The organism is Acidovorax sp., assembly GCF_021287135.1.
Lineage (GTDB): Bacteria > Pseudomonadota > Gammaproteobacteria > Burkholderiales > Burkholderiaceae_C > Acidovorax.
This window is the reverse complement of record NZ_JAJTBB010000039.1, coordinates 56,185-74,538: the sequence shown is the minus strand read 5'-3', so window position 1 is coordinate 74,538 and position 18,354 is coordinate 56,185. Positions and strand designations below refer to the sequence as shown.

At 69.0% G+C, this 18,354-nt stretch carries 14 protein-coding genes and 1 pseudogene; 4 read left to right on the top strand and 11 right to left on the bottom strand.

The window, feature by feature from the left end; translation table 11 throughout:
• From LWW96_RS10120 to queF, 4 genes and pseudogenes are all read left to right on the top strand, one after another.
• Positions 1-1,343 (top strand): annotated as a pseudogene (locus tag LWW96_RS10120) (ribonuclease E/G); the annotation flags it as partial.
• A 240-nt stretch (positions 1,344-1,583) separates the two neighbouring features.
• The gene (yaaA, locus tag LWW96_RS10115; protein ID WP_291486567.1) at positions 1,584-2,369 is read left to right on the top strand and encodes a peroxide stress protein YaaA; all 786 of its coding nucleotides are present in this window, start codon (positions 1,584-1,586) and stop codon (positions 2,367-2,369) included.
• A gap of 35 nt (positions 2,370-2,404) precedes the next feature.
• Positions 2,405-3,313, top strand: a complete 909-nt coding sequence (locus tag LWW96_RS10110) for a 2OG-Fe(II) oxygenase (protein WP_291486565.1) — start codon at positions 2,405-2,407, stop codon at positions 3,311-3,313.
• A 55-nt stretch (positions 3,314-3,368) separates the two neighbouring features.
• Positions 3,369-4,214 (top strand): NADPH-dependent 7-cyano-7-deazaguanine reductase QueF, encoded by an 846-nt coding sequence (gene queF / locus LWW96_RS10105; RefSeq protein ID WP_291486563.1) that lies wholly within the window; start codon positions 3,369-3,371, stop codon positions 4,212-4,214.
• A 63-nt stretch (positions 4,215-4,277) separates the two neighbouring features.
• Here the strand turns inward: queF and LWW96_RS10100 are convergent, their stop codons facing one another.
• The 11 genes from LWW96_RS10100 to LWW96_RS10050 form a co-directional block, all read right to left on the bottom strand.
• Positions 4,278-5,846 (bottom strand): methyl-accepting chemotaxis protein, encoded by a 1,569-nt coding sequence (locus LWW96_RS10100; protein WP_291486560.1) that lies wholly within the window; start codon positions 5,844-5,846, stop codon positions 4,278-4,280.
• A gap of 371 nt (positions 5,847-6,217) precedes the next feature.
• On the bottom strand, positions 6,218-6,517 hold the full coding sequence (locus LWW96_RS10095; protein ID WP_291486558.1) for a hypothetical protein: 300 nt from the start codon (positions 6,515-6,517) through the stop codon (positions 6,218-6,220).
• Between the two features lie 97 nt (positions 6,518-6,614).
• Entirely contained in the window at positions 6,615-8,174 is a 1,560-nt protein-coding gene (locus LWW96_RS10090) for a PAS domain-containing methyl-accepting chemotaxis protein (protein WP_291486556.1), read from the bottom strand.
• A 123-nt stretch (positions 8,175-8,297) separates the two neighbouring features.
• On the bottom strand, positions 8,298-9,509 hold the full coding sequence (locus LWW96_RS10085) for a DNA polymerase IV (protein ID WP_291486571.1): 1,212 nt from the start codon (positions 9,507-9,509) through the stop codon (positions 8,298-8,300).
• A gap of 157 nt (positions 9,510-9,666) precedes the next feature.
• Positions 9,667-10,938: a type II toxin-antitoxin system HipA family toxin gene (locus LWW96_RS10080; protein WP_291486554.1), complete on the bottom strand. Its 1,272-nt coding sequence runs from the start codon at positions 10,936-10,938 to the stop codon at positions 9,667-9,669.
• Positions 10,935-11,354, bottom strand: coding sequence for a helix-turn-helix domain-containing protein (locus LWW96_RS10075; RefSeq protein WP_291486552.1), 420 nt, complete (start codon positions 11,352-11,354; stop codon positions 10,935-10,937). The genes LWW96_RS10080 and LWW96_RS10075 overlap by 4 nt, the downstream gene beginning before the upstream one ends.
• A gap of 145 nt (positions 11,355-11,499) precedes the next feature.
• Positions 11,500-13,185: a thiamine pyrophosphate-binding protein gene (locus LWW96_RS10070; RefSeq protein WP_291486550.1), complete on the bottom strand. Its 1,686-nt coding sequence runs from the start codon at positions 13,183-13,185 to the stop codon at positions 11,500-11,502.
• Between the two features lie 25 nt (positions 13,186-13,210).
• Positions 13,211-14,437: a pyridoxal phosphate-dependent aminotransferase gene (locus LWW96_RS10065; RefSeq protein ID WP_291486548.1), complete on the bottom strand. Its 1,227-nt coding sequence runs from the start codon at positions 14,435-14,437 to the stop codon at positions 13,211-13,213.
• Positions 14,434-15,291, bottom strand: a complete 858-nt coding sequence (locus LWW96_RS10060) for an amino acid ABC transporter substrate-binding protein (RefSeq protein ID WP_291486569.1) — start codon at positions 15,289-15,291, stop codon at positions 14,434-14,436. The genes LWW96_RS10065 and LWW96_RS10060 overlap by 4 nt, the downstream gene beginning before the upstream one ends.
• A 112-nt stretch (positions 15,292-15,403) precedes the next feature.
• The gene (locus LWW96_RS10055) at positions 15,404-16,579 is read right to left on the bottom strand and encodes an FAD-binding oxidoreductase (RefSeq protein ID WP_291486545.1); all 1,176 of its coding nucleotides are present in this window, start codon (positions 16,577-16,579) and stop codon (positions 15,404-15,406) included.
• Complete coding sequence (locus tag LWW96_RS10050; protein WP_291486543.1) at positions 16,579-18,126, bottom strand: aldehyde dehydrogenase family protein; 1,548 nt, start codon at positions 18,124-18,126, stop codon at positions 16,579-16,581. Before LWW96_RS10050 ends, LWW96_RS10055 begins: the two co-directional genes overlap by 1 nt.
• Between the last annotated feature and the right edge of the window lie 228 nt (positions 18,127-18,354).

Genomic DNA, 18,354 nt, shown 5'->3' with positions numbered 1-18,354 from the left:
CACCGGCCGCAGCCCCACAGGAACAAGGCTTCTTTGCCTGGCTCAAGAGCCTGTTCGGCTTGGGCGGCGCCCCGGCGGCCGCAACCCCCGCGGCCTCTCCGGCTGCGGCAGCCGCCCCGGCGGAAACCGCCGGCCGCGCAGAACCCCGCCGTGAAGGCCGCAATGGCGAAGGCCGCGGCCGCCGCGGTGGCCGTGACGGCAACCGCGAAGGCCAGCAGCGCGACGGCGCCCCGCGCGAGGGCGCGGCAGAAGGCCGCAACCGCCGCGGCGAGCGCTCCGCGGAAGGCCGTGCACCCCGCGACGGTGACAACCGCACCCCACGCGACGGCGAACGACGCACCGAAGGCGAAGGCCGCGAGCCCCGCCCAGGCCGCGAGGGCGGCGGCCGAGGCCGTCGCGACGCCGAGGCGCGCCAGCAAAACACTGGCTTGAACGGTGACGCCGCCACCTCCGCAGCAGACGGCAGCACCACGGCCGACGGCGCACCAGCCGCCCAGGCCCGGGGCGAACGCGGCCCGCGCCGCGAGCGCGGCAACCGAGGCGAGCGCGCAGAGCGCCCGCAGCGCGCCACGGAAGGTGCAGAGGGCATGGCAGCAGCACCAGTCGCGGCGCCCGCATCCGCTGGCGGGGACTTTGCCGACACGGCCCCCCTGGCCTCGCTGCCCGACCTGGACCTGACCAGCAGCGAAGCGCCCGCCGGCAACGGCAACGCCGCTCCCGCAGCCGACGAGCAGCGGCGCGAGCGCCGCTCGCGCGACCGTTACGGCCGTGACCGCCGCGAACGCGGCGAGCGGGGCGCCCGCGAAGGCGGTGCAGACGCCGCTGCCGCACCCGCCATGCTGGACTTCGATGTCTCGCAGGTCGCGCCCACCGGCGCGCAGGAGGCCGAAGAGCCGCCGCGCCGCAGCTACTTCAGCACCCCGGCCGCCGACGACAGCCGGCCCCAGGCCGCCAGCGAAGTCGCGCCCGCGCAAGCCGCTCCGGTGGCGCCCGCTGCGGCAGCGCCCGCACCCGCGCCCGCAGTTGTGGCGGTGGCCCCAGCGCCCGCCCCGGCGGCGGTCGCAGCAGCCCCTGCAGCGCCAGGCCTGCCCCGGGTCCAGCCGTTCACCCTGCCGGTGGACGACTTGCACCAGGTGGCAACAGCGTCCGGCCTGCAATGGGTGAACTCCGATGCCGACAAGGTCGCAGCCGTGCAGGCCGCGATCGCAGCCGAACCCGCGCCCGTGCGCGTGCCGCGCGAGCGGCCGCCGGTGGTGGTGGTGGACGAAGGCCCGTTGGTGCTGGTGGAAACCCGCCGCGACCTCGCCGCGATGAAACTGCCGTTTGAGCAGCCTTCCGCCTGACGCGGCAGGCCGGGGCCGGCTTCTTGCCAAGCCTGCCCCGGCAACGCGTGGCACATGACCCAAGGGTGGCCCAGCGCCACCCTTTTGCATTCAGCGCGCGCAGGTGCGCCCCAGCGGTCACGCCGCCTCCGGCGTCGCACCCGCGATGCCGGTATCCTTGCGCGCACGCTGGCGCCCGGCCAGCGCCATGGTGTCGCACCGCGCTTTCTTCGTTCCCTCCTCCAGCCTGCCCGCCTGCCCATGCTGTTCCTGCTGTCCCCCGCCAAATCGCTTGACTACGAGACACCCCTGCCTGAAGGCCTGCCGCACACCACGCCGCAGTTCGTACCGCAATCGGCCGCGCTCATCGAGGTGTTGCGCGCGCAGTCGCCCCAGCAGATTGCATCGTTGATGGAACTCAGCGACAAGCTCGCGGCGCTCAACGTGGCGCGCTACCAGGCCTGGCGCCCCCGCTTCACCGCCAGCAATTCGCGCCAGGCGGTCCTCGCCTTCAACGGCGACGTGTACGAAGGGCTGGACGCCCGCACGCTGCAGGCGCCCGACCTGGAGTGGGCACAAGGCCACGTGCTCATCCTCAGTGGCCTGTACGGCGTGCTGCGCCCCCTGGACCGGATGCAGCCGTACCGGCTGGAAATGGGCACGCGCCTGGCCACGCCGGGCGGCAGCAACCTGTACGAGTACTGGGGCAGCCAGATTGCAGAGCACCTCAACGCCCGCCTGCGCGCCGACAAGACGCCCGTGGTGGTGAACCTCGCCTCGCAGGAGTATTTCAAGGCGGTGGACCGCCGCGCCCTCCGGGCCCGCGTGATCGACTGCGTGTTCGAGGACTGGAAGGGTGGCAGCTACAAGATCATCAGCTTCTACGCCAAGCGTGCGCGCGGCCTGATGGCGCGCTACGCCATCACCCACCGCGTCGCCACGCCCCGCCAGCTTGAGGGGTTTGACCTGGACGGCTACGCCCTGGCCCCGGCATCATCCAGCCCCGAGCGCCTGGTATTCCGGCGCAAGGCCGCCGCGACGGCGTAGGCTTGCAACCCTTTTGTTCACGTCCGAGGACCGCCATGGCATCGCAACCCGACCCCGACTTGGCCTCCGCCACCACGGTGCAGCGCAACGGCGCCGCACGGCAGGCCATCACCCCCGAACTGCGCCGCTGGATCATTGAACAGGCCCAGGCGGGCCACGCCGCGCCGGTGGTCCTGCAATCGATGCGCGACGCGGGCTGGGATGAGGATGTGGCCGCCGAGGCGATGGAAATCACGCTGCAGGACCACCTCAATGCCGTGGCCGTGCAGCAAGGGCAGCCTGCGGCAGTGCCGGTGCCCGAACCGCACCTGGACGAGTCGCCCGCGCAGGTGGACTGTGGCGACCGCACGGTGAATGTGCTGCTGACCCTGGCCCGGCCGCGCATTGTGGTGTTCGGCGGCCTGCTGTCGCCCGAGGAATGCGACGCGCTCATCGCCGCGGCACGCCCGCGCATGGCCCGCTCGCTGACGGTGGCCACCAAGACCGGCGGAGAGGAAGTCAACGACGACCGCACCAGCGACGGCATGTTCTTCCAGCGCGGCGAAAGCCCCGTGATCCAGCGCGTCGAGGCGCGCATTGCCCGCCTGCTGAACTGGCCGGTCGAGAACGGAGAAGGCGTGCAGGTGCTGCACTACCGGCCCGGCGCCGAGTACAAGCCGCACTACGATTATTTCGACCCGGCCGAGCCCGGCACGCCCACCATCGTGCAGCGCGGCGGGCAGCGCGTGGGCACGCTGGTGATGTACCTGAACACGCCGGAAAAAGGCGGCGGCACCACCTTTCCCGATGTGCACCTGGAGGTGGCGCCCCAGCGCGGCAACGCGGTGTTCTTCAGCTACGAACGCCCGCACCCCTCCACGCGCACCCTGCACGGCGGCGCCCCGGTGATCGCCGGCGAAAAGTGGATCGCCACCAAATGGCTGCGCGAACGGGAATTCAAGTAAAAACAGGCTCTAGCGCTTATGCAGCAAGCGCAAGCAGCTATACATTTAATAGCACATGAACACCCCAGAACAATCCCAGCTCGGCAAGGCGTCCGCCTACGTGGACCAGTACGACGCGTCGCTGCTGTTCCCGATCCCCCGTGCGGGCAAGCGGGCCGAGATCGGCATCGCCGGCGCCCCACCCTTCTTTGGCGCCGACCTGTGGACGGCGTTCGAGCTGTCGTGGCTGAACCTGCGCGGCAAGCCGCAGGTGGCGCTGGCGCACATCACCGTGCCGTGCGAGACGCCCAACATCGTGGAGAGCAAGTCGTTCAAGCTCTACCTCAACAGCTTCAACAACACGCGCTTTGCCGACGCCGCCGAGGTGCAGGCCCGCATCCGCGCCGACATCAGCGAAGCGGTGTGGCGCGGCGCGGAGCATCCGGCCACGGTGGGCGTGAAACTCATCAGTCCCGAGCTGTTCGACCAGGAGCCGGTGCACGAGCTGGACGGCTTGAGCCTGGACCGGCTGGACGTGGAATGCACCCGCTACCAGCCTGCGCCCGAGCTGCTGACGGCCGCCTTCCACGAGGCGCCGGTGACCGAAACACTCACCAGCAACCTGCTCAAGAGCAACTGCCTTGTCACCGGCCAGCCCGACTGGGGCAGCGTGCAGATCACCTACAGCGGCCCGCAGATCGAGCAGGCCGGGCTGCTGCAGTACCTGGTGAGTTTTCGCAACCACAACGAATTCCATGAACAGTGCGTGGAGCGCATCTTCATGGACGTGTGGACCCGCTGCAAACCCATCAAGCTCACCGTGTACGCGCGCTACACCCGCCGCGGCGGGCTGGACATCAACCCGCTGCGCACCAGCCACCCGCAGGGGTTGCCGCGCAACGTGCGCACTGCGCGGCAGTAGCCAGGTTTCCCGCTGGGGCCCGGCGCCTCGGGGCACCCCCCGGCGCAGCGCTGGCCGGTAGCGTCAGTCGTCCCCGTGCATGTGGAACACCTGCACCGCACGCGACAGCGTCTTGGTGCGCTCGCGCAGCACCGTCACTGACGTGGCCGTCTGCTCCACCATGGTCTTGTTCTGCTGGGTGACCGTGTCGAGGCGGCTCACGGCCTCGTTTACCTGCGAAATGCCGGTGGACTGCTCGCTGGTGGCGCTGGTGATCTGCGCCATGAGCGCCGTGACCTGCTGCACCGACCGCTCCACGCTGGCGATGGTGGCCTGGGCCTGGGCGGCGTAGTCTGCGCCGGCGCTCACTTCCTGGGCCGATGCGCCGATCAGCGCGCGGATCTCCCGGGCCGCCTCGGCGCTGCGCCCCGCCAGGCTGCGCACTTCGGACGCCACCACGGCAAAGCCGCGGCCCTGCTCGCCCGCGCGGGCGGCCTCCACCGCGGCGTTGAGCGCCAGAATGTTGGTCTGGAAAGCAATGCCCTCGATCATCGTGATGATGTCCGCCATCTGCCGCGACGACGCCTCGATGGCCTGCATCGCCTCGTTCGCGTGGCCCACGGACGCGCTGCCCTCCTGCGCGATGGCGCTGCTCTGGCGGCTTTGCTCGGCAATCTGCTGGGCCGCGTCGGCGGTCTGGCGCACGGTGCTGGCCAGCTGCTCCATCGAGGCGGCCGTTTCCTCCAGGCTCGCAGCCTGGTCCTCGGTGCGCTCCGACAGGTGGGACGCGCTGTCCGCGATGGCGGACGTGGCCTGGGCAAACACGCCGGCTTCGGCGCGCACGTCGCCGATCACCGCACGCAGGTTCACCTGCACCTGCCAGATGCGGCGGATCAGCGAGCCCAGCACATGCGGGTGGCGCCGCAGCATGCCCGACTTGAGATTGCAGGCCGCCAGCGCGCCCGCGAATTCGTCCACCTCGTCGAGCACCCGCGCCACGCCCCAGTGAAAGGTGCCCAGCACCGCCCCGCCCCCCAGCACCCAGACGGCCACCTGCAGCCACCACGCCGTCTGCGCCGACAAGCCCAGCCAGGGAGGCACGAGTACCGCGCCGCCCAGCAGCGCCAGGCCCAGCGCGAGCCGCTGGGTCAGGGTGATGCGGTGCAGCTTGCCCAATGCGTCGCGCCAGCCCAGGTAGCGCACATGCCCCGCGTGCAGCTTGAAGGTGTGGCGCCCGCTGGCGCGCTGCTCGGCCACGCGGGCGTACAGCGCCTCGGCCGCAGCCACCTGCTCGCGCGTGGGGCGAAAGCGCACCGACATGTAGCCCACCGGCTTGCCGTGGTCCAGGATGGGCGTGACATTGGCCTCCACCCAATAGTGGTCCCCGTTGGCCCGGCGGTTCTTCACCACCCCGGTCCAGGGCCGGCCGCGGCCAATGGTGGACCACATGTCGGCAAACGCCTCAGGCGGCATGTCGGGGTGCCGGATGAGGTTGTGCGGCTGCCCCATGAGTTCGTCGTAGGTGTAGCCGCTGACCTCGGCAAACGCCGTGTTGCAGTGGGTGATGCGGCCTTGTGCATCCGTGGTCGATACCAGCAAGGTGGTCTCGGGAAAGTGGTACTCGCGCTGGGTGACGGGGAGGTTGGTTCTCATGGAAAGGTCGGGCTTGTGGCGGAGCCTGTTACCAAATGCAACATTAGAATCATCAAGGATACATCAGGAACGGTTCTCATTCCGTACCCTGTTTGCGTTGCATCAACCAACCTGCATGCGGCAGGGGCTGCGCGCAGCGCCCGCGCCACAGTGAGCGGCACCACGGCGTTTTCGCAGTGCCCGCACGCAGCAGGAGAGAAAGGGATCTAGGAGTCTGCGCGGCAGAAGGAGCATCGGCTGCAACGCGCGATAAACCGGTCTCACGCGGTACTACCTCCTGCGCCCAGGGGGCCACCCTGGGCTTGTCGCTAGCACCAGGCGATCCTCGGTTTTCGCGCGTTTCGCTTCGATGCCTTCTGCCGCGCAGACTCCTAGCGGCGCCGGGGGCCACCGGCGGCCGCGTTGTCGCGCCCCGCATCCAGCCAGTCGCACCGCAAAGTCCGGCTGCGGTGGGCACGCCGGCGCCAAGCCACATACAAGCCAGGGGCGCGGATGCCCAGCAGGCTGACCGGCGCGGTCCACGCCGGCCCAAAGGCGCACAGGGGAAACCAGCTCACCCACCCCAGGACCCAGACCGTCAGGGCCAGATCCCAGGCGTGGTACTCCAGGGGGTGCTCCGCCCTGTGCTCGACGTGCCACTGCCGGATGCGCTGCAGTTCGTTGACCGTCATGGAGGATCTCCCGGATCCAAGGGGAAAACCCACTGTAAGCTCCGCGTAAGCCAGCGTCAAGAACGAGGGGCGCGGCTGTTCCGGGGCGGGACGCCCGTCAATCCAGGCGGAACACGTCCACCGACCGGCCCAGCGACTCCGCGCTTTCCCGCAGGTCCTGGGCGGCGGCGGCGGACTCCTCGGCCAGCGCCACGTTCTGCTGGGTCACGGAGTCCAGCTGGTTCACTGCGGCGTTCACCTGGGCAATGCCCTGCGATTGCTCGGTGGTGGCATGGCTGATCTGCTGCACCAGGGAGCCCACGCGCCCCACGGCGTCGACCATGCCCTGGATGGTGGCGCCGGCATGGTCCATCTTCTGCGCGCCGTCCGCGATCTGGCTCACCGTTACGCCGATCAGGCCGCTGATTTCCTTGGCCGAACTGGCCGTGCGCTGCGCGAGCGCCCGCACTTCGCCCGCCACCACGGCAAACCCGCGGCCCTGCTCGCCGGCGCGGGCGGCTTCCACCGCCGCGTTCAGCGCCAGCAGATTGGTCTGGAAGGCGATGCCTTCGATCACCCCCACGATTTCGCTGATGCGCGTGGACGACTGCCGCATCTCCTTCATGGCCTGGCCCACCTGCTCGACGGCCTGGCCGCCGCGCGTGGCCGTGTCGCTGCTGCGCGCGCTTTCCTGCGACACCTGGGTGGCCGTCTCCGCCGTGTGGAGCACGGTGCTGGCCAGTTCCTCCATGGAGGCGGCAGTCTCTTGCAGGCTGCTGGCCTGGGATTCGGTGCGCCCCGACAGGTCGATGCTGCCGCGCGCAATCTCGGTGGCGGCCTGGGTGAAATGGTGCACCTCGGTGCGCACGTCGCCCACCACGGCGCGCAGGTTGATCTGGGTCTGCCGCAGGCGCTGCATCAGGCCGCCCAGCGGCTGGGGGTAGTCCGTGCGCACCACCGTGGTGAGGTTGCAGGCCGAGATGTCCGACGCAAACTGCGCCGCATCCCGCACCCCCCGCAGAACGCAGGTGTGGAACCGCCACTGCACGCCGGCCGCGCCCAGTGCCACGAGCACAAGCCGCAGCACCGCTGCCTGCAGCCCCTGCCAACCCAGCAGGTCTGGCACCAGGGCCAGGGCTACCAGCAACGCCATCATCAGTGCCATGCGCACCTGCAACGGCCACTGCGCAATGCCTTGCCAGACGCCCTTGGCCCCCCGGTAGCGCACCTGCCCCTTTTCCAGCGCAAAGCTGGGCCGGCCCGCCGCTGCCTCGCTGCGCATGCGGGCGTAGAGGGCCTCGGCGGCCGCCACCTCGTCCGCACCAGGCTTGGTGCGCACCGACATGTAGCCGCGCGGCTTGCCATCGTCCAGGATGGGCGTGACATTGGCGCGCACCCAGTAGTGGTCGCCGTTCTTGCGGCGGTTCTTGACCAGCCCCGTCCACGGCTCGCCCCGGCCGATGGTGCGCCAGAGGTCGCGATACGCTTCCGCCGGCATGTCGGGGTGGCGGATCAAGTTGTGCGGCTGGCCGATGAGTTCGTCGTAGCGGTATCCGCTGACACGGACGAACGCGGCGTTGCAATGGGTGATCTCGCCGCGGGTGTTGGTGCTGGAAACCAGCAGTTCGTCGCCGGGAAAATCGTAGTTCTGCTGGGTCACCGGCAGGTTGATGCGCATAAAGCCCTCCTGATGCGCCCGCGAAACACAACAGGGCGGGCGCTGCGGCTTTCCTACCGCTTTAATGTTGATCCAGTATAAGGACCGCGCAATAAAGTACGCATTGCGGCGCGGCCGGCGCGTTCAGAACAGCGGCGCCGTGGTGCCAAGGGCCTCGGAAGGCTCCCGGCCCGTGCCCCGCGCGTTGCGCGCAAGGGGCTGCATGGCCGCCACCTCGTCCGCCCGCGCCAGCCCGCTGGCCCGCACGCCCAGCAGGCGCAGGCGCTTGTCCAGCGGCACACGCTTGAGGCACTGCCCCGCCAGCTTGCGGATGGTGGGGCCGTCGGCCGTGTAGAAGTCCACGCTGTGGTCGCGCGTGGCGATCTTGAAGTCGTCGTAGCGCAGCTTGATGCCGACAGTGCGCGCCACGTAGCCCTTGCGCTGCAGGTCCTCGGCCACGCGCAGGCACAGGTCGGTGAAGATGCGCGAGAGTTCCGCCCGGTCGCGCACCGCGTGCAGGTCGCGGTCAAAGGTCGTCTCGCGGCTCATGCTCACCGGCTCGCTCTCGGTCACCACCGGGCTGTCGTCGCGGCCCCAGGCCACGCGGTGCATCCAGGCGCCGGTGGACTTGCCGAAGTGGCCGATGAGCCACTGCTCGTCCTGCGCGGCCAGCTGGCCGATGGTCTCGATGCCCAGCCGCGCCAGCTTTTCGCCCGCCTTGGGTCCGATGCCGTTGATCTTGCGCACGTGGAGCGGCCAGATCCTGGTCTGCAGGTCTTCCTCGTAGACGATGGAAATGCCGTTGGGCTTGTTGAACTCGCTGGCCATCTTGGCCAGCAGCCGGTTGGGCGCCACGCCGATGGAGCAGGTCAGGCCCGTCTTTTCAAAGATGCTTTTCTGGATGAGCCGCGCCAGCACGCGCCCGCCCTCGCGCTGGCCGCCGGGTACGTCAGTGAAGTCGATGTACACCTCGTCCACGCCCCGGTCCTGCATCACGGGCGCGATCTCGAGGATCGCGGCCTTGAAGGTGCGCGAGTAGCGGCGCACCTCGTCAAAGTCCACCGGCAGCACGATGGCCTGGGGGCACAGCTTGGCCGCCTTCATCATGCCCATGGCCGAGCCCACGCCGAACTGCCGCGCCGGATAGGTGGCCGTGGTGATGACGCCCCGGCCCACGTAGTCCTTCAGGCGCGGGAAATCCTCCACCGGGATGAAGCGCCGCTCGCGCTCACCCGCACCATCGGGCCCTTGCAACAGCAGTTCGTCCACCTTGCGCCGCCCGCCGCCGATCACCACCGGCAGCCCCTTGAGCTGTGGGTAGCGCAGCAGCTCCACGGACGCGAAGAAGGCGTCCATGTCCAGGTGCGCAATGCGGCGCAGGCGGCGCTCCTGCGGGGCCGCCGCGGCGGGGGGTTCAGCGGGGTGGTCGGGCGGAGAAACGGTCACGCCCGGTATTGTGCGCGGCGGTGCGACAGGCTGCTGCCATGCGTGTGTGCGCGTACGCGTCGCTCGTCTATCGAAAGGCCTGCCGCTGGCGCAGCAGCGCGTCGCGGTCGATGCTGGCGCGCAGCAGTTCCATGTCGGCAGCCGTCACGCCCTGCTGCGCAAAGTGCGCCGCCCATCCATCGACCACGTGCACCACCTGCCGAATCAGCTCGATGGCCCGCGGCCGCTTGATGCCGAACTCACTCAGCTCGGTCAGCGCGTTGTCCAGGCTGGATTCGGCCCCCGCAGTGCCGACAGACATTGCCTGGTAGCCCAGGTTCTGCAGCGTGGGCACCACGTCGTAGGCGGGGGTCAGTTCGTAGTAGCCATCCAGCCCCAGGCGCACGCTGTGGTTGCGCTCGTGGTCGTCGGTGTTGTCCATGAGGATGTTGAACACCATGCGCGCAAACAGCTCCTCGCGCTGCGCCACTTGCCCTTCGGGGTGGGCCAGGCGCAGCAGCACGGTAGCCAGGGCGCCGTAGCTTTCGGGCTGCCGGGCTGCCCGCAGCAGCGTGCGGGCCGAGAGGCAGTGCAGGCGGTAATTGGCTACGCGGTCAAAGCGCTCGATGGTCAGCGCATGGCGCGCTTGGCCGTGGCGGGCGGGTAGCGGCAGCACGCCCGTGGCGGCCACGCGAATGCCTGCGCGGGCGGCCAGCGTCATGGTGGCGTGCTCCACCAGAGGCGTGTCTACCGCATCGTCCAGCTCGCTGAACTTGACCACGCAGGCGCCGGCTGCGGTCTGCAGCAGGGCCTTGGGCCGGGCGCCACCCAGTGTCACGCCGGGCTGGACCAGGCGCTGCATGTCAGCGGTCACGGGGGCCTGGGTTTGCAGGTCCTCCACCGCAGAGCTCAGCTGCGCCAGATCGCGCACCTGCGGATAAGGGCCCAGCCGGCGGGGCACGTAGCGCTCGGCAGATACCGAAACGCCCAAAGCGCCAAACCTGTCGTCGCCGGCAAACAGAAGCATTTCCAGAATGGACAGCCGCGCCGGCCGGTCCACGTGGCGGATGATGCGCTCGCCCCAGCGGTCGGGTCGCGCATCGTCGATGGCACCGGGCGCGCTGCCGCGTTCGCCAGCGGTGAACTCCTGCCCGGCCACCAGCGGCAAGTCTTCGCTGAGCGGGAAGTGCCACCAGTCCGGCGCGTACCGGAAGGTGGCGCAATCGGCCACCAGGTGCGACAGGCGGAGTTCACCCACCAGCGCAGGCTGGGCGGGGTTGACCAAGGCCCAGACGTAGAGCTGGTCCTGCGGTACGTAGGTGTGGGCGGTGACCGCCGCGGCGCGCTTGGCAGGTTTCATCGCGCAGCCTTGGAGGCGCCCGGATTGAGCAACGCCGCCAGCCCTGCGGCCGCGCCTTGGGGTGCCGCCGCCGGTGCGGCCAAAAGGGATACGCCCGCTGCGCGCGAGCGCGGTTTGCGCACCCGGCTGACTTCCCGCTCCAGCGCCGCGCTGTCGTGTTGCGGCGCCACCAGGTCGGCCACCGCCACCGCCGGGTTCACCAGCCACATGCACATCACATAGCTGGCCATGGCCACAGACGGGTCGCCGCGCTCGATGCGTGCCATCGTCGGCTGCGATACCCCCAGGCGCCGCGCCCACTCAGCCTGTGTTTCGCCCCGGCGCTTGCGGGCAATCGCGATGTGCTGGCCTAGCAGTTCAATCTGCTGCAGGACGGCGCGCGGGTAGTCGGCAGGCGGGGTGACTTGTTTTGGCATTCATAGATCGTATCCAAACCGGTAATTTATGCAACTCTATGAATAATTTTCCCACCTTCCAACCCCCGATCGATGCCAGTTGAATCGCACTCATTATTCATAGAAATACGCACAGACGCTCTACACCGAGCTTCTATGAATAAATTCACTGTTTGGCCAACGCCGCACTGCGGATGCCCTGCAGCGTGCCCGTGGGCGTGATCGCCTCGGGGTCGATCAGGCAGTGCAGCACGCTGGGCAGGCCGCTGGCGCGGGCGCGGGCGAGCGCCGGGCCAAAGTCCTCGGTGCGCTCCACGCGCTCACCGTGGCCGCCAAACGCCAGGGCGTAGGCCTTGAAGTCCGGGTTCCTGAGCTGCGTGGCGCTCACGCGGCCGGGGTATTCGCGCTCCTGGTGCATGCGGATGGTGCCGTACATGCCGTTGTCCAGCACCACCACGATGATGGGCAGGCCGTATTGCACGGCGGTCGCGAACTCCTGGCCGTGCATGAGAAAGTCCCCGTCGCCCGCAAAGATCACCACTTCGCGCTGCGGCCACAGGCGCTTGCCGCCCACGCCCGCGGGCAGGCCGTAGCCCATCGACCCGCTGGTGGGAGCCAACTGGCTGGCATAGGTGGTGAAGGGCCAGAAGCGGTGGATCCAGGTGGCGAAGTTGCCCGCGCCGTTGCAGAAGATGGTGTCGGCGGGCATCACCTCCTTGAGGTGCTGCATCACCTGGCCCATTTGCAAGTCGCCGGGGATGCGGATCGGCGTGGTGTCGCTCCAGGCCTGGTATTCGGCATGGGCCGCCTCGGCGTGCCCCTTCCAAGGCACGGCGGCCGTGGGCCGCACGCCGCTCAAAGCCGCTGCAAACGCCTGGGGCGTGGCGTGGATGGCCTGGGCGGGACGGTAGAGCTTGCCCAGCTCGTCCCCATCGGCATGCACATGCACCAGGGGCTGCGCGGGCGAGGGAATGTCGAACAGCTCGTAGCCTTGCGACGGCACTTCGGAAAGCCGCCCACCCACCACCAGCACCAGGTCGGACGCCCGGATGCGCGCCAGCAGCTTGGGGTTGACACCCAGGCCCAGGTCCCCGCCGTAGCAGGGGTGCGTGGCCGGGAACAGCATCTGGCGGCGGAACGAGCAGTAGACGGGAATCGACCACGCCTGCGCAAACGCGGTGAAGTCGCGCACCGCCTGCTCGGACCAGCGGCTGCCGCCCACGATGGCCACGGGGCTCCTGGCGGACTGCAGGCGCTGCGCCAGCTCGGCCAGCTGTGCGGCACCGGGGTACGTCTCTGTCACTTGGTAGGGCTGCGCGTCGGCCACGGTGGCGGTCTCGGTCAGCATGTCTTCCGGGAGGGCAATGACCACCGGGCCGGGACGGCCCGAGGTGGCGACATGGAAGGCGCGCGAGATCAGCTCGGGCACGCGCGCGGGGTCGTCAATTTCCACCACCCACTTGGCCATGGTGCCGAACACGGCGCGGTAGTCCAGCTCCTGGAAAGCTTCGCGCCCCTTGGCGTTGCGGGCCACCTGGCCCACGAACAGGAGCATGGGGGTCGAGTCCTGGTGCGCGATGTGAATGCCCGCCGACGCATTGGTGGCGCCAGGTCCGCGCGTCACAAAGCAGATGCCAGGCCGGCCGGTGAGCTTGCCCTGCGCCTCGGCCATCATGGCCGCACCGCCCTCCTGGCGGCACACGGTGACGGCGATGTTGGCATCGTGCAGCGCATCGAGCACAGCCAGGTAGCTTTCACCGGGCACGCAAAAGAGCTGCTTCACCCCGTGGGTGATGAGCTGCTGCACCAGGATTTGGCCGCCGGTGCGGGGGGTGAGAGAAGTCGTGTTCATGTCGGCAAGGGCGATAAAAATGAAATCAGAACAAGGCCTGGCAGGCGCGCTGGATGCGTGTGCAAGCCTCTTGCAAATCGGCGGTAGAGGCTGCGTACGAGATGCGAAAGTATGGCGCCAGCCCCAGCACGCCGCCGGGCACCACGGCGACATGGTGCTCGCGCAGCAGGTAGGCGCAGAAGTCGGCATCGGTGCGCAGCAGCATGCCGCCCGGCGTGGTGCGGCCCAGCACGCCTTCGCAGCTGGCGAAGGTGTAGAACGCGCCCTCCGGCACGCGGCAACGCAGGCCGGGCGAGGCGTTGAGCGCGGCCACGACCAGATCGCGCCGGTCCTGAAAGGCGCGGCAGCGCTCGGCCACCACATCCTGCGGGCCGGTCAGCGCCGCCACAGCCGCCGCCTGGCTGATGGACGAAGGGCAGGAGGTGGCTTGGCTCTGCACCACGGCCATGGCGGCAATCAGCGCCTTGGGGCCCGCGCCGTAGCCGATGCGCCAGCCGGTCATGGCGTAGGCCTTGGAGACACCGTTCACCGTCAGCGTGCGCTCGCGCAGTGCGGGCAGCACGGCGGCGGGCGTGGCAAATGCGCGGCCGTCGTACAGGATGTGCTCGTAGATGTCGTCCGCCAGCAGCCACACCTGCGGATGGCGCTCCACCACCTCCAGCACCGGGCGCAGTTGCTCGTCGCTGTAGGCGGCGCCGCTGGGGTTGGAGGGCGAGTTGATGAACACCCAGCGCGTGCGCGGCGTGATGGCCGCCTCCAGCTGCTCGGGCGTGATGCGAAAGCCGTTGGCTTCGGTGCACGGCACCACCACCGGCACGCCGCCTGCGATCAGCACCATGTCGGCGTAGGAGGTCCAGTACGGCGCGGGCAAGATCACCTCGTCGCCGGGGTTCACCGAGGCCATCAGCGCGTTGTAGAGGATCTGCTTGGCACCAGCGCCGGCGGTGATTTCGCTGAGCTGAAAGTCCAGCCCGTTGTCGTGCCGAAACTTGTGCTGGATGGCGGCCTTGAGTTCGGCCGTGCCATCGAGCGCCGTGTAGTGCGTCTCCCCCCGCGCCATGGCCTGCTGGGCGGCTTCCAGGATGTGGGCCGGCGTGTCGAAATCGGGCTCGCCCAGGCCCAGCACGATGACGGGCTGGCCCTGGCGCTTGAGCTGGTGGGCCTCTTGCGTGAGGCGCACGATTTCCGAGACGCCGATGGCGCCCAGGCGGTCGGCCGCGCGGAAGGCCGTGGCGGGGACGGGAGCGTTCATTGCTGGTAGGTCTCCAGGGGCTTGTCGTTGGGGGTGGCAAACAGCTGGCGCAGCGTGGTGCCCAGCGGCAGGTTCAGGCTCACGTTCTTGGGCGGAATGGGGTTTACAAACCACTTGGTGTAGATCTTTTCCATCTCGCCGCTTTGCATGAGCCGGGTGAGCACGCCGTCCACCGCCACCTTGAACCCGGGGTCGTCCTTGCGGAACAGCAACGCAATCGGCTCCGCGCCCAGGGGCTCGCCCACGATGCGGTAGGCCGAGGGGTCCTTGGAGTTGGCGATCATCCCGGCCAGGAGGTTGTCGTCGAGCACGAACGCATCGGCGCGGCCCGATTCGAGCAGCATGAAGCTCTCGTGGTGGTCCTTGCCCAAAATCGTCTTGATGGGCGCGCCCAGCGCACGCTCCTGCTTGCGCAGCAGCTGCACGGCCGTGGTGCCGGTGGAGGCGGCAATGGTGCGGCCACCCAGCTGCTTGATGGACTGGAGGTCCGAGCCCTTGCGCACGGCCATGCGCACTTCGCTCACGTAGGTAGTCACCGCAAAGGCCACCTGCTGCTGGCGCGCGGTGTTGTTGGTGGTGGGGCCGCAGCCCATGTCCAGCGTGCCGTTTTGCACCAGCGGCAGCGTGTTCTGCGCGGTCACGGCCATGTATTCGAGCTTGGCGTCGGGCGCGATCTCCTTGAGCACGCGCTCGCACAGCTCCACGTGGTAGCCCACGTATTTTTCGTTCGCGCCCAGCGCATAGGCCATGGGCGGCGAGGTCTCGCGCACGCCCAGCACCACCTTGCCGCTGGCCTTGATCTTCTCCAGCGTGGGCTGGGTGACCGTCTGCGCCCGCGCGGGCGCTGCGGCCATGCAGGCCAGGGCCAGGCCTGCGGCCAGTGCAGGGAAGGTCTTGCGGGAAATTGCCATGTCGTTGTCTCCTGGTGTGTTGTTGGTCGGCAGGCTGGGAAAAGAAAAGGCGGGCTCAGATCACGTTCTTTTCCAGCAGCGGCGCGTTGCGCGCAATGCGTTCGATAGACAGCGGCGACAGGTCCAGGCTCTGGTAGCGGCCCGTCAGCATCCATTCCGCCAGGCCGCGCCCCACGGCAGGGCATTGCTGCAGGCCGTGACCCGAGAAGCCGTTGGCAAACACCAGGTTGTCGCACGCCGGGTGCAGGCCCACGATGGCGTTGTGATCGAAGGTGTTCATCTCGTAGTAGCCCGCCCAGGCGCCCTGCATGCGCAATGCCTCAAAGCCGGGGATGCGCTCGGCCAGCGTGGGCCAGATGTGGCCTTCAAACGCTGCGTACTCGGGCTCCAGCGGCGCAAAGTCCGCGTCGTTGTCCGCGTCCGGCGCGAAGCCACAGATAAAGCCTTGGCCTTCGGGCCGCAGCCAGATGCCGCTGGGGTCGATGAGCAGCGGGCAACCCGGCAGCGCCGCGGGGCTGGCCAGGTGGAAGACGGTGCGGCGCTTGCCCACCACGGGCAGATCAATGCCCGCCCAGCCCGCAATAGCCGCCGCCCACGGGCCGCCGGCGTTCACGGCGTAGCGGCAGGGCAGCGCGGCGCCACTGCGCAGCCGCACCGCGTTCACATGCAGTACGCCATCGCTGGCTGCGGTGTCCACACCGACGGCCTCGTCGGCGATATAGCGCACGCCCTGGCTCTGCGCCTTCTTGCGCAGGGCCGTGAGCAACAGGTAGCCGTCAAACCAGCCCTCGCCCGACAAGCCCAGCGAGCCCAGTGCCACATCCTGCAGCGCCAGCCACGGAAAACGCATGGCCAGTTGCGGCGGGCTCAGCAGCGCCACATCGGCGCCATACTGCTTTTGCAGTGCGTGGTTCTGGCGCAGCGTGGCCTCGCCCGCCTGCGTAGCCAGGTACAGGTAACCGCCTTCGTGCAGGCCGATGTTCGGCACATCGCCGTGGCAGGCCAGCAGCGTGCCCACGGTGCGCAAGAAGCCAATGCCGTAGGCCGAGATCTGGATGTTGATATCGGTAGAAAACTGCTGGCGTATGGAGCTGGCCGACAGCGCCGACGAGGCCCGCGCGTAGGTCGGATCACGCTCGACCACCACCACCTCGCAGCCCGGCCGCTGCAGCGTGAGAAAGTAAGCGATGGCGCTGCCGATGACGCCACCGCCGATGATGACGATGGGCATCACACGTCAAACTTCACGCCCTGCGCCAGCGGCAGCGCGGTGGAATAGTTGATGGTGTTCGTCGCGCGCCGCATGTACGCCTTCCAGCTGTCTGACCCGGCCTCGCGCCCGCCACCGGTTTCCTTCTCGCCGCCGAACGCACCGCCAATCTCCGCGCCGCTGGGGCCGATGTTGACGTTGGCAATGCCGCAGTCCGAACCGGCGGCCGACATGAACTGCTCGGCCTCGCGCAGGTTCAGCGTGAAGATGGACGACGACAGACCCGCGCCCACGGCGTTGTTCATGGCGATGGCTTCATCCAGCGTGCTGTAGCGCACCACGTACAGGATGGGCGCGAAGGTCTCGTGCAGGGCGGGGCCCTCGTGCGCCTTCAGTTCGACCAGCGCGGGACGCACGTAGTACGCGTCCGCACCGCCAACGCCCTCCACGCGGCCACCGCCGTGCACCGTGGCGCCCAGCGCGCGGCTTTGCTCCAGCGCCTTTTGCATGCCGTCAAACGCCATGCGGTCGATCAGCGGGCCCACCAGCGTGCCCTCGGTGCGCGGGTCGCCCACCTGAACGTTGCCGTACACCTTGGCGAGCTGGGGCACCAGCTGGTCGTAAATGCTTTCGTGCACGAACAAGCGGCGCAGCGTGGTGCAGCGCTGGCCTGCCGTGCCCATGGCCGCAAAGGCGATGCCGCGCAGGGCCAGGTCCAGGTCGGCCGAGGGGGCCACGATGGCGGCGTTGTTGCCGCCCAGTTCCAGGATGCCGCGCGCAAAGCGTGCCGCCAGGCGCGGGCCCACGGCGCGGCCCATGGCGGTGGAGCCGGTGGCCGACAGCACGGGCACGCGGGCGTCATCCACCAGCACCTCGCCAATGTCGCGCTGGCCGATGAGCAGCTCCAGCAGGCCCTCGGGCGCATCGCTGCCGAAGCGTGCCAGGGCGCGCTGCGCGATGGCGTGCGTGGCCAGGGCCGTGAGGGGCGTTTTCTCCGACGGCTTCCACACCACCGAATCGCCGCACACCAGCGCCAGCGCGGCGTTCCACGACCACACGGCCACGGGGAAGTTGAAGGCGGAGATGACGCCGCACACGCCCAGCGGATGCCAAGTCTCCATCATGCGGTGGCCGGGGCGCTCGGTGGCAATCGTCAGGCCGTACAGCTGGCGCGACAGGCCCACGGCAAAGTCGCAAATGTCGATCATCTCCTGCACCTCGCCCAGGCCTTCGGACGGGATCTTGCCGGCTTCGATCGTCACCAGGCGTCCCAGGTCGGCCTTGGCGGCGCGCAGCTCTTCGCCCAGCAGGCGCACCAGCTCCCCGCGGCGCGGCGCGGGCACGTTGCGCCACGCCTGGAAGGCCGCATGCGCGCGACCGATGGCGGCCGTGGCATCGGCGGGCGACGCCTGCGCCACCGCGCCGATCGCCTCGCCCGTGATGGGCGAGCGCACCGGCAGACTGCCGCCCGAGTAGGCCGCGCGGGGCACGCCCAGGCGTTGCAGCAGTTGATCGACTTCGCTCACCAAAGAGGTGGCAGGGGAGGCGGCGCTGGGAATGGCGGACATGGCGGAAACCCGTGAAGAGGAGAGGAGAAACCGAAGGAACAGGGCCGGGACGCACCCCGGCAAAACGCCACTATCGGTGAATCCGCCCCGCCCTGCATAGCAAAAAAACGGAACGACTTGATCGCAATTTGGATTGAACCAACGGCACAATGGCATAGCAGCCAGCGCTTGCTCCAAAAGCGCTAGCAGCCCAAAACATCCCAAACTTCCGCCCCGCCATCATTCCCC

Coding starts and splice junctions, on each gene's coding strand:
- queF (WP_291486563.1), top strand. CDS start 3,369: ATGAACACCCCAGAACAATCCCAGCTCGGCAAGGCGTCCGCCTACGTG.
- LWW96_RS10065 (WP_291486548.1), bottom strand. CDS start 14,437: ATGAACGCTCCCGTCCCCGCCACGGCCTTCCGCGCGGCCGACCGCCTG.
- LWW96_RS10085 (WP_291486571.1), bottom strand. CDS start 9,509: ATGGACGCCTTCTTCGCGTCCGTGGAGCTGCTGCGCTACCCACAGCTC.
- LWW96_RS10075 (WP_291486552.1), bottom strand. CDS start 11,354: ATGCCAAAACAAGTCACCCCGCCTGCCGACTACCCGCGCGCCGTCCTG.
- LWW96_RS10070 (WP_291486550.1), bottom strand. CDS start 13,185: ATGAACACGACTTCTCTCACCCCCCGCACCGGCGGCCAAATCCTGGTG.
- LWW96_RS10110 (WP_291486565.1), top strand. CDS start 2,405: ATGGCATCGCAACCCGACCCCGACTTGGCCTCCGCCACCACGGTGCAG.
- LWW96_RS10050 (WP_291486543.1), bottom strand. CDS start 18,126: ATGTCCGCCATTCCCAGCGCCGCCTCCCCTGCCACCTCTTTGGTGAGC.
- LWW96_RS10060 (WP_291486569.1), bottom strand. CDS start 15,291: ATGGCCGCAGCGCCCGCGCGGGCGCAGACGGTCACCCAGCCCACGCTG.
- LWW96_RS10090 (WP_291486556.1), bottom strand. CDS start 8,174: ATGCGCATCAACCTGCCGGTGACCCAGCAGAACTACGATTTTCCCGGC.
- LWW96_RS10100 (WP_291486560.1), bottom strand. CDS start 5,846: ATGAGAACCAACCTCCCCGTCACCCAGCGCGAGTACCACTTTCCCGAG.
- LWW96_RS10080 (WP_291486554.1), bottom strand. CDS start 10,938: ATGAAACCTGCCAAGCGCGCCGCGGCGGTCACCGCCCACACCTACGTA.
- LWW96_RS10095 (WP_291486558.1), bottom strand. CDS start 6,517: ATGACGGTCAACGAACTGCAGCGCATCCGGCAGTGGCACGTCGAGCAC.
- LWW96_RS10055 (WP_291486545.1), bottom strand. CDS start 16,579: ATGCCCATCGTCATCATCGGCGGTGGCGTCATCGGCAGCGCCATCGCT.
- yaaA (WP_291486567.1), top strand. CDS start 1,584: ATGCTGTTCCTGCTGTCCCCCGCCAAATCGCTTGACTACGAGACACCC.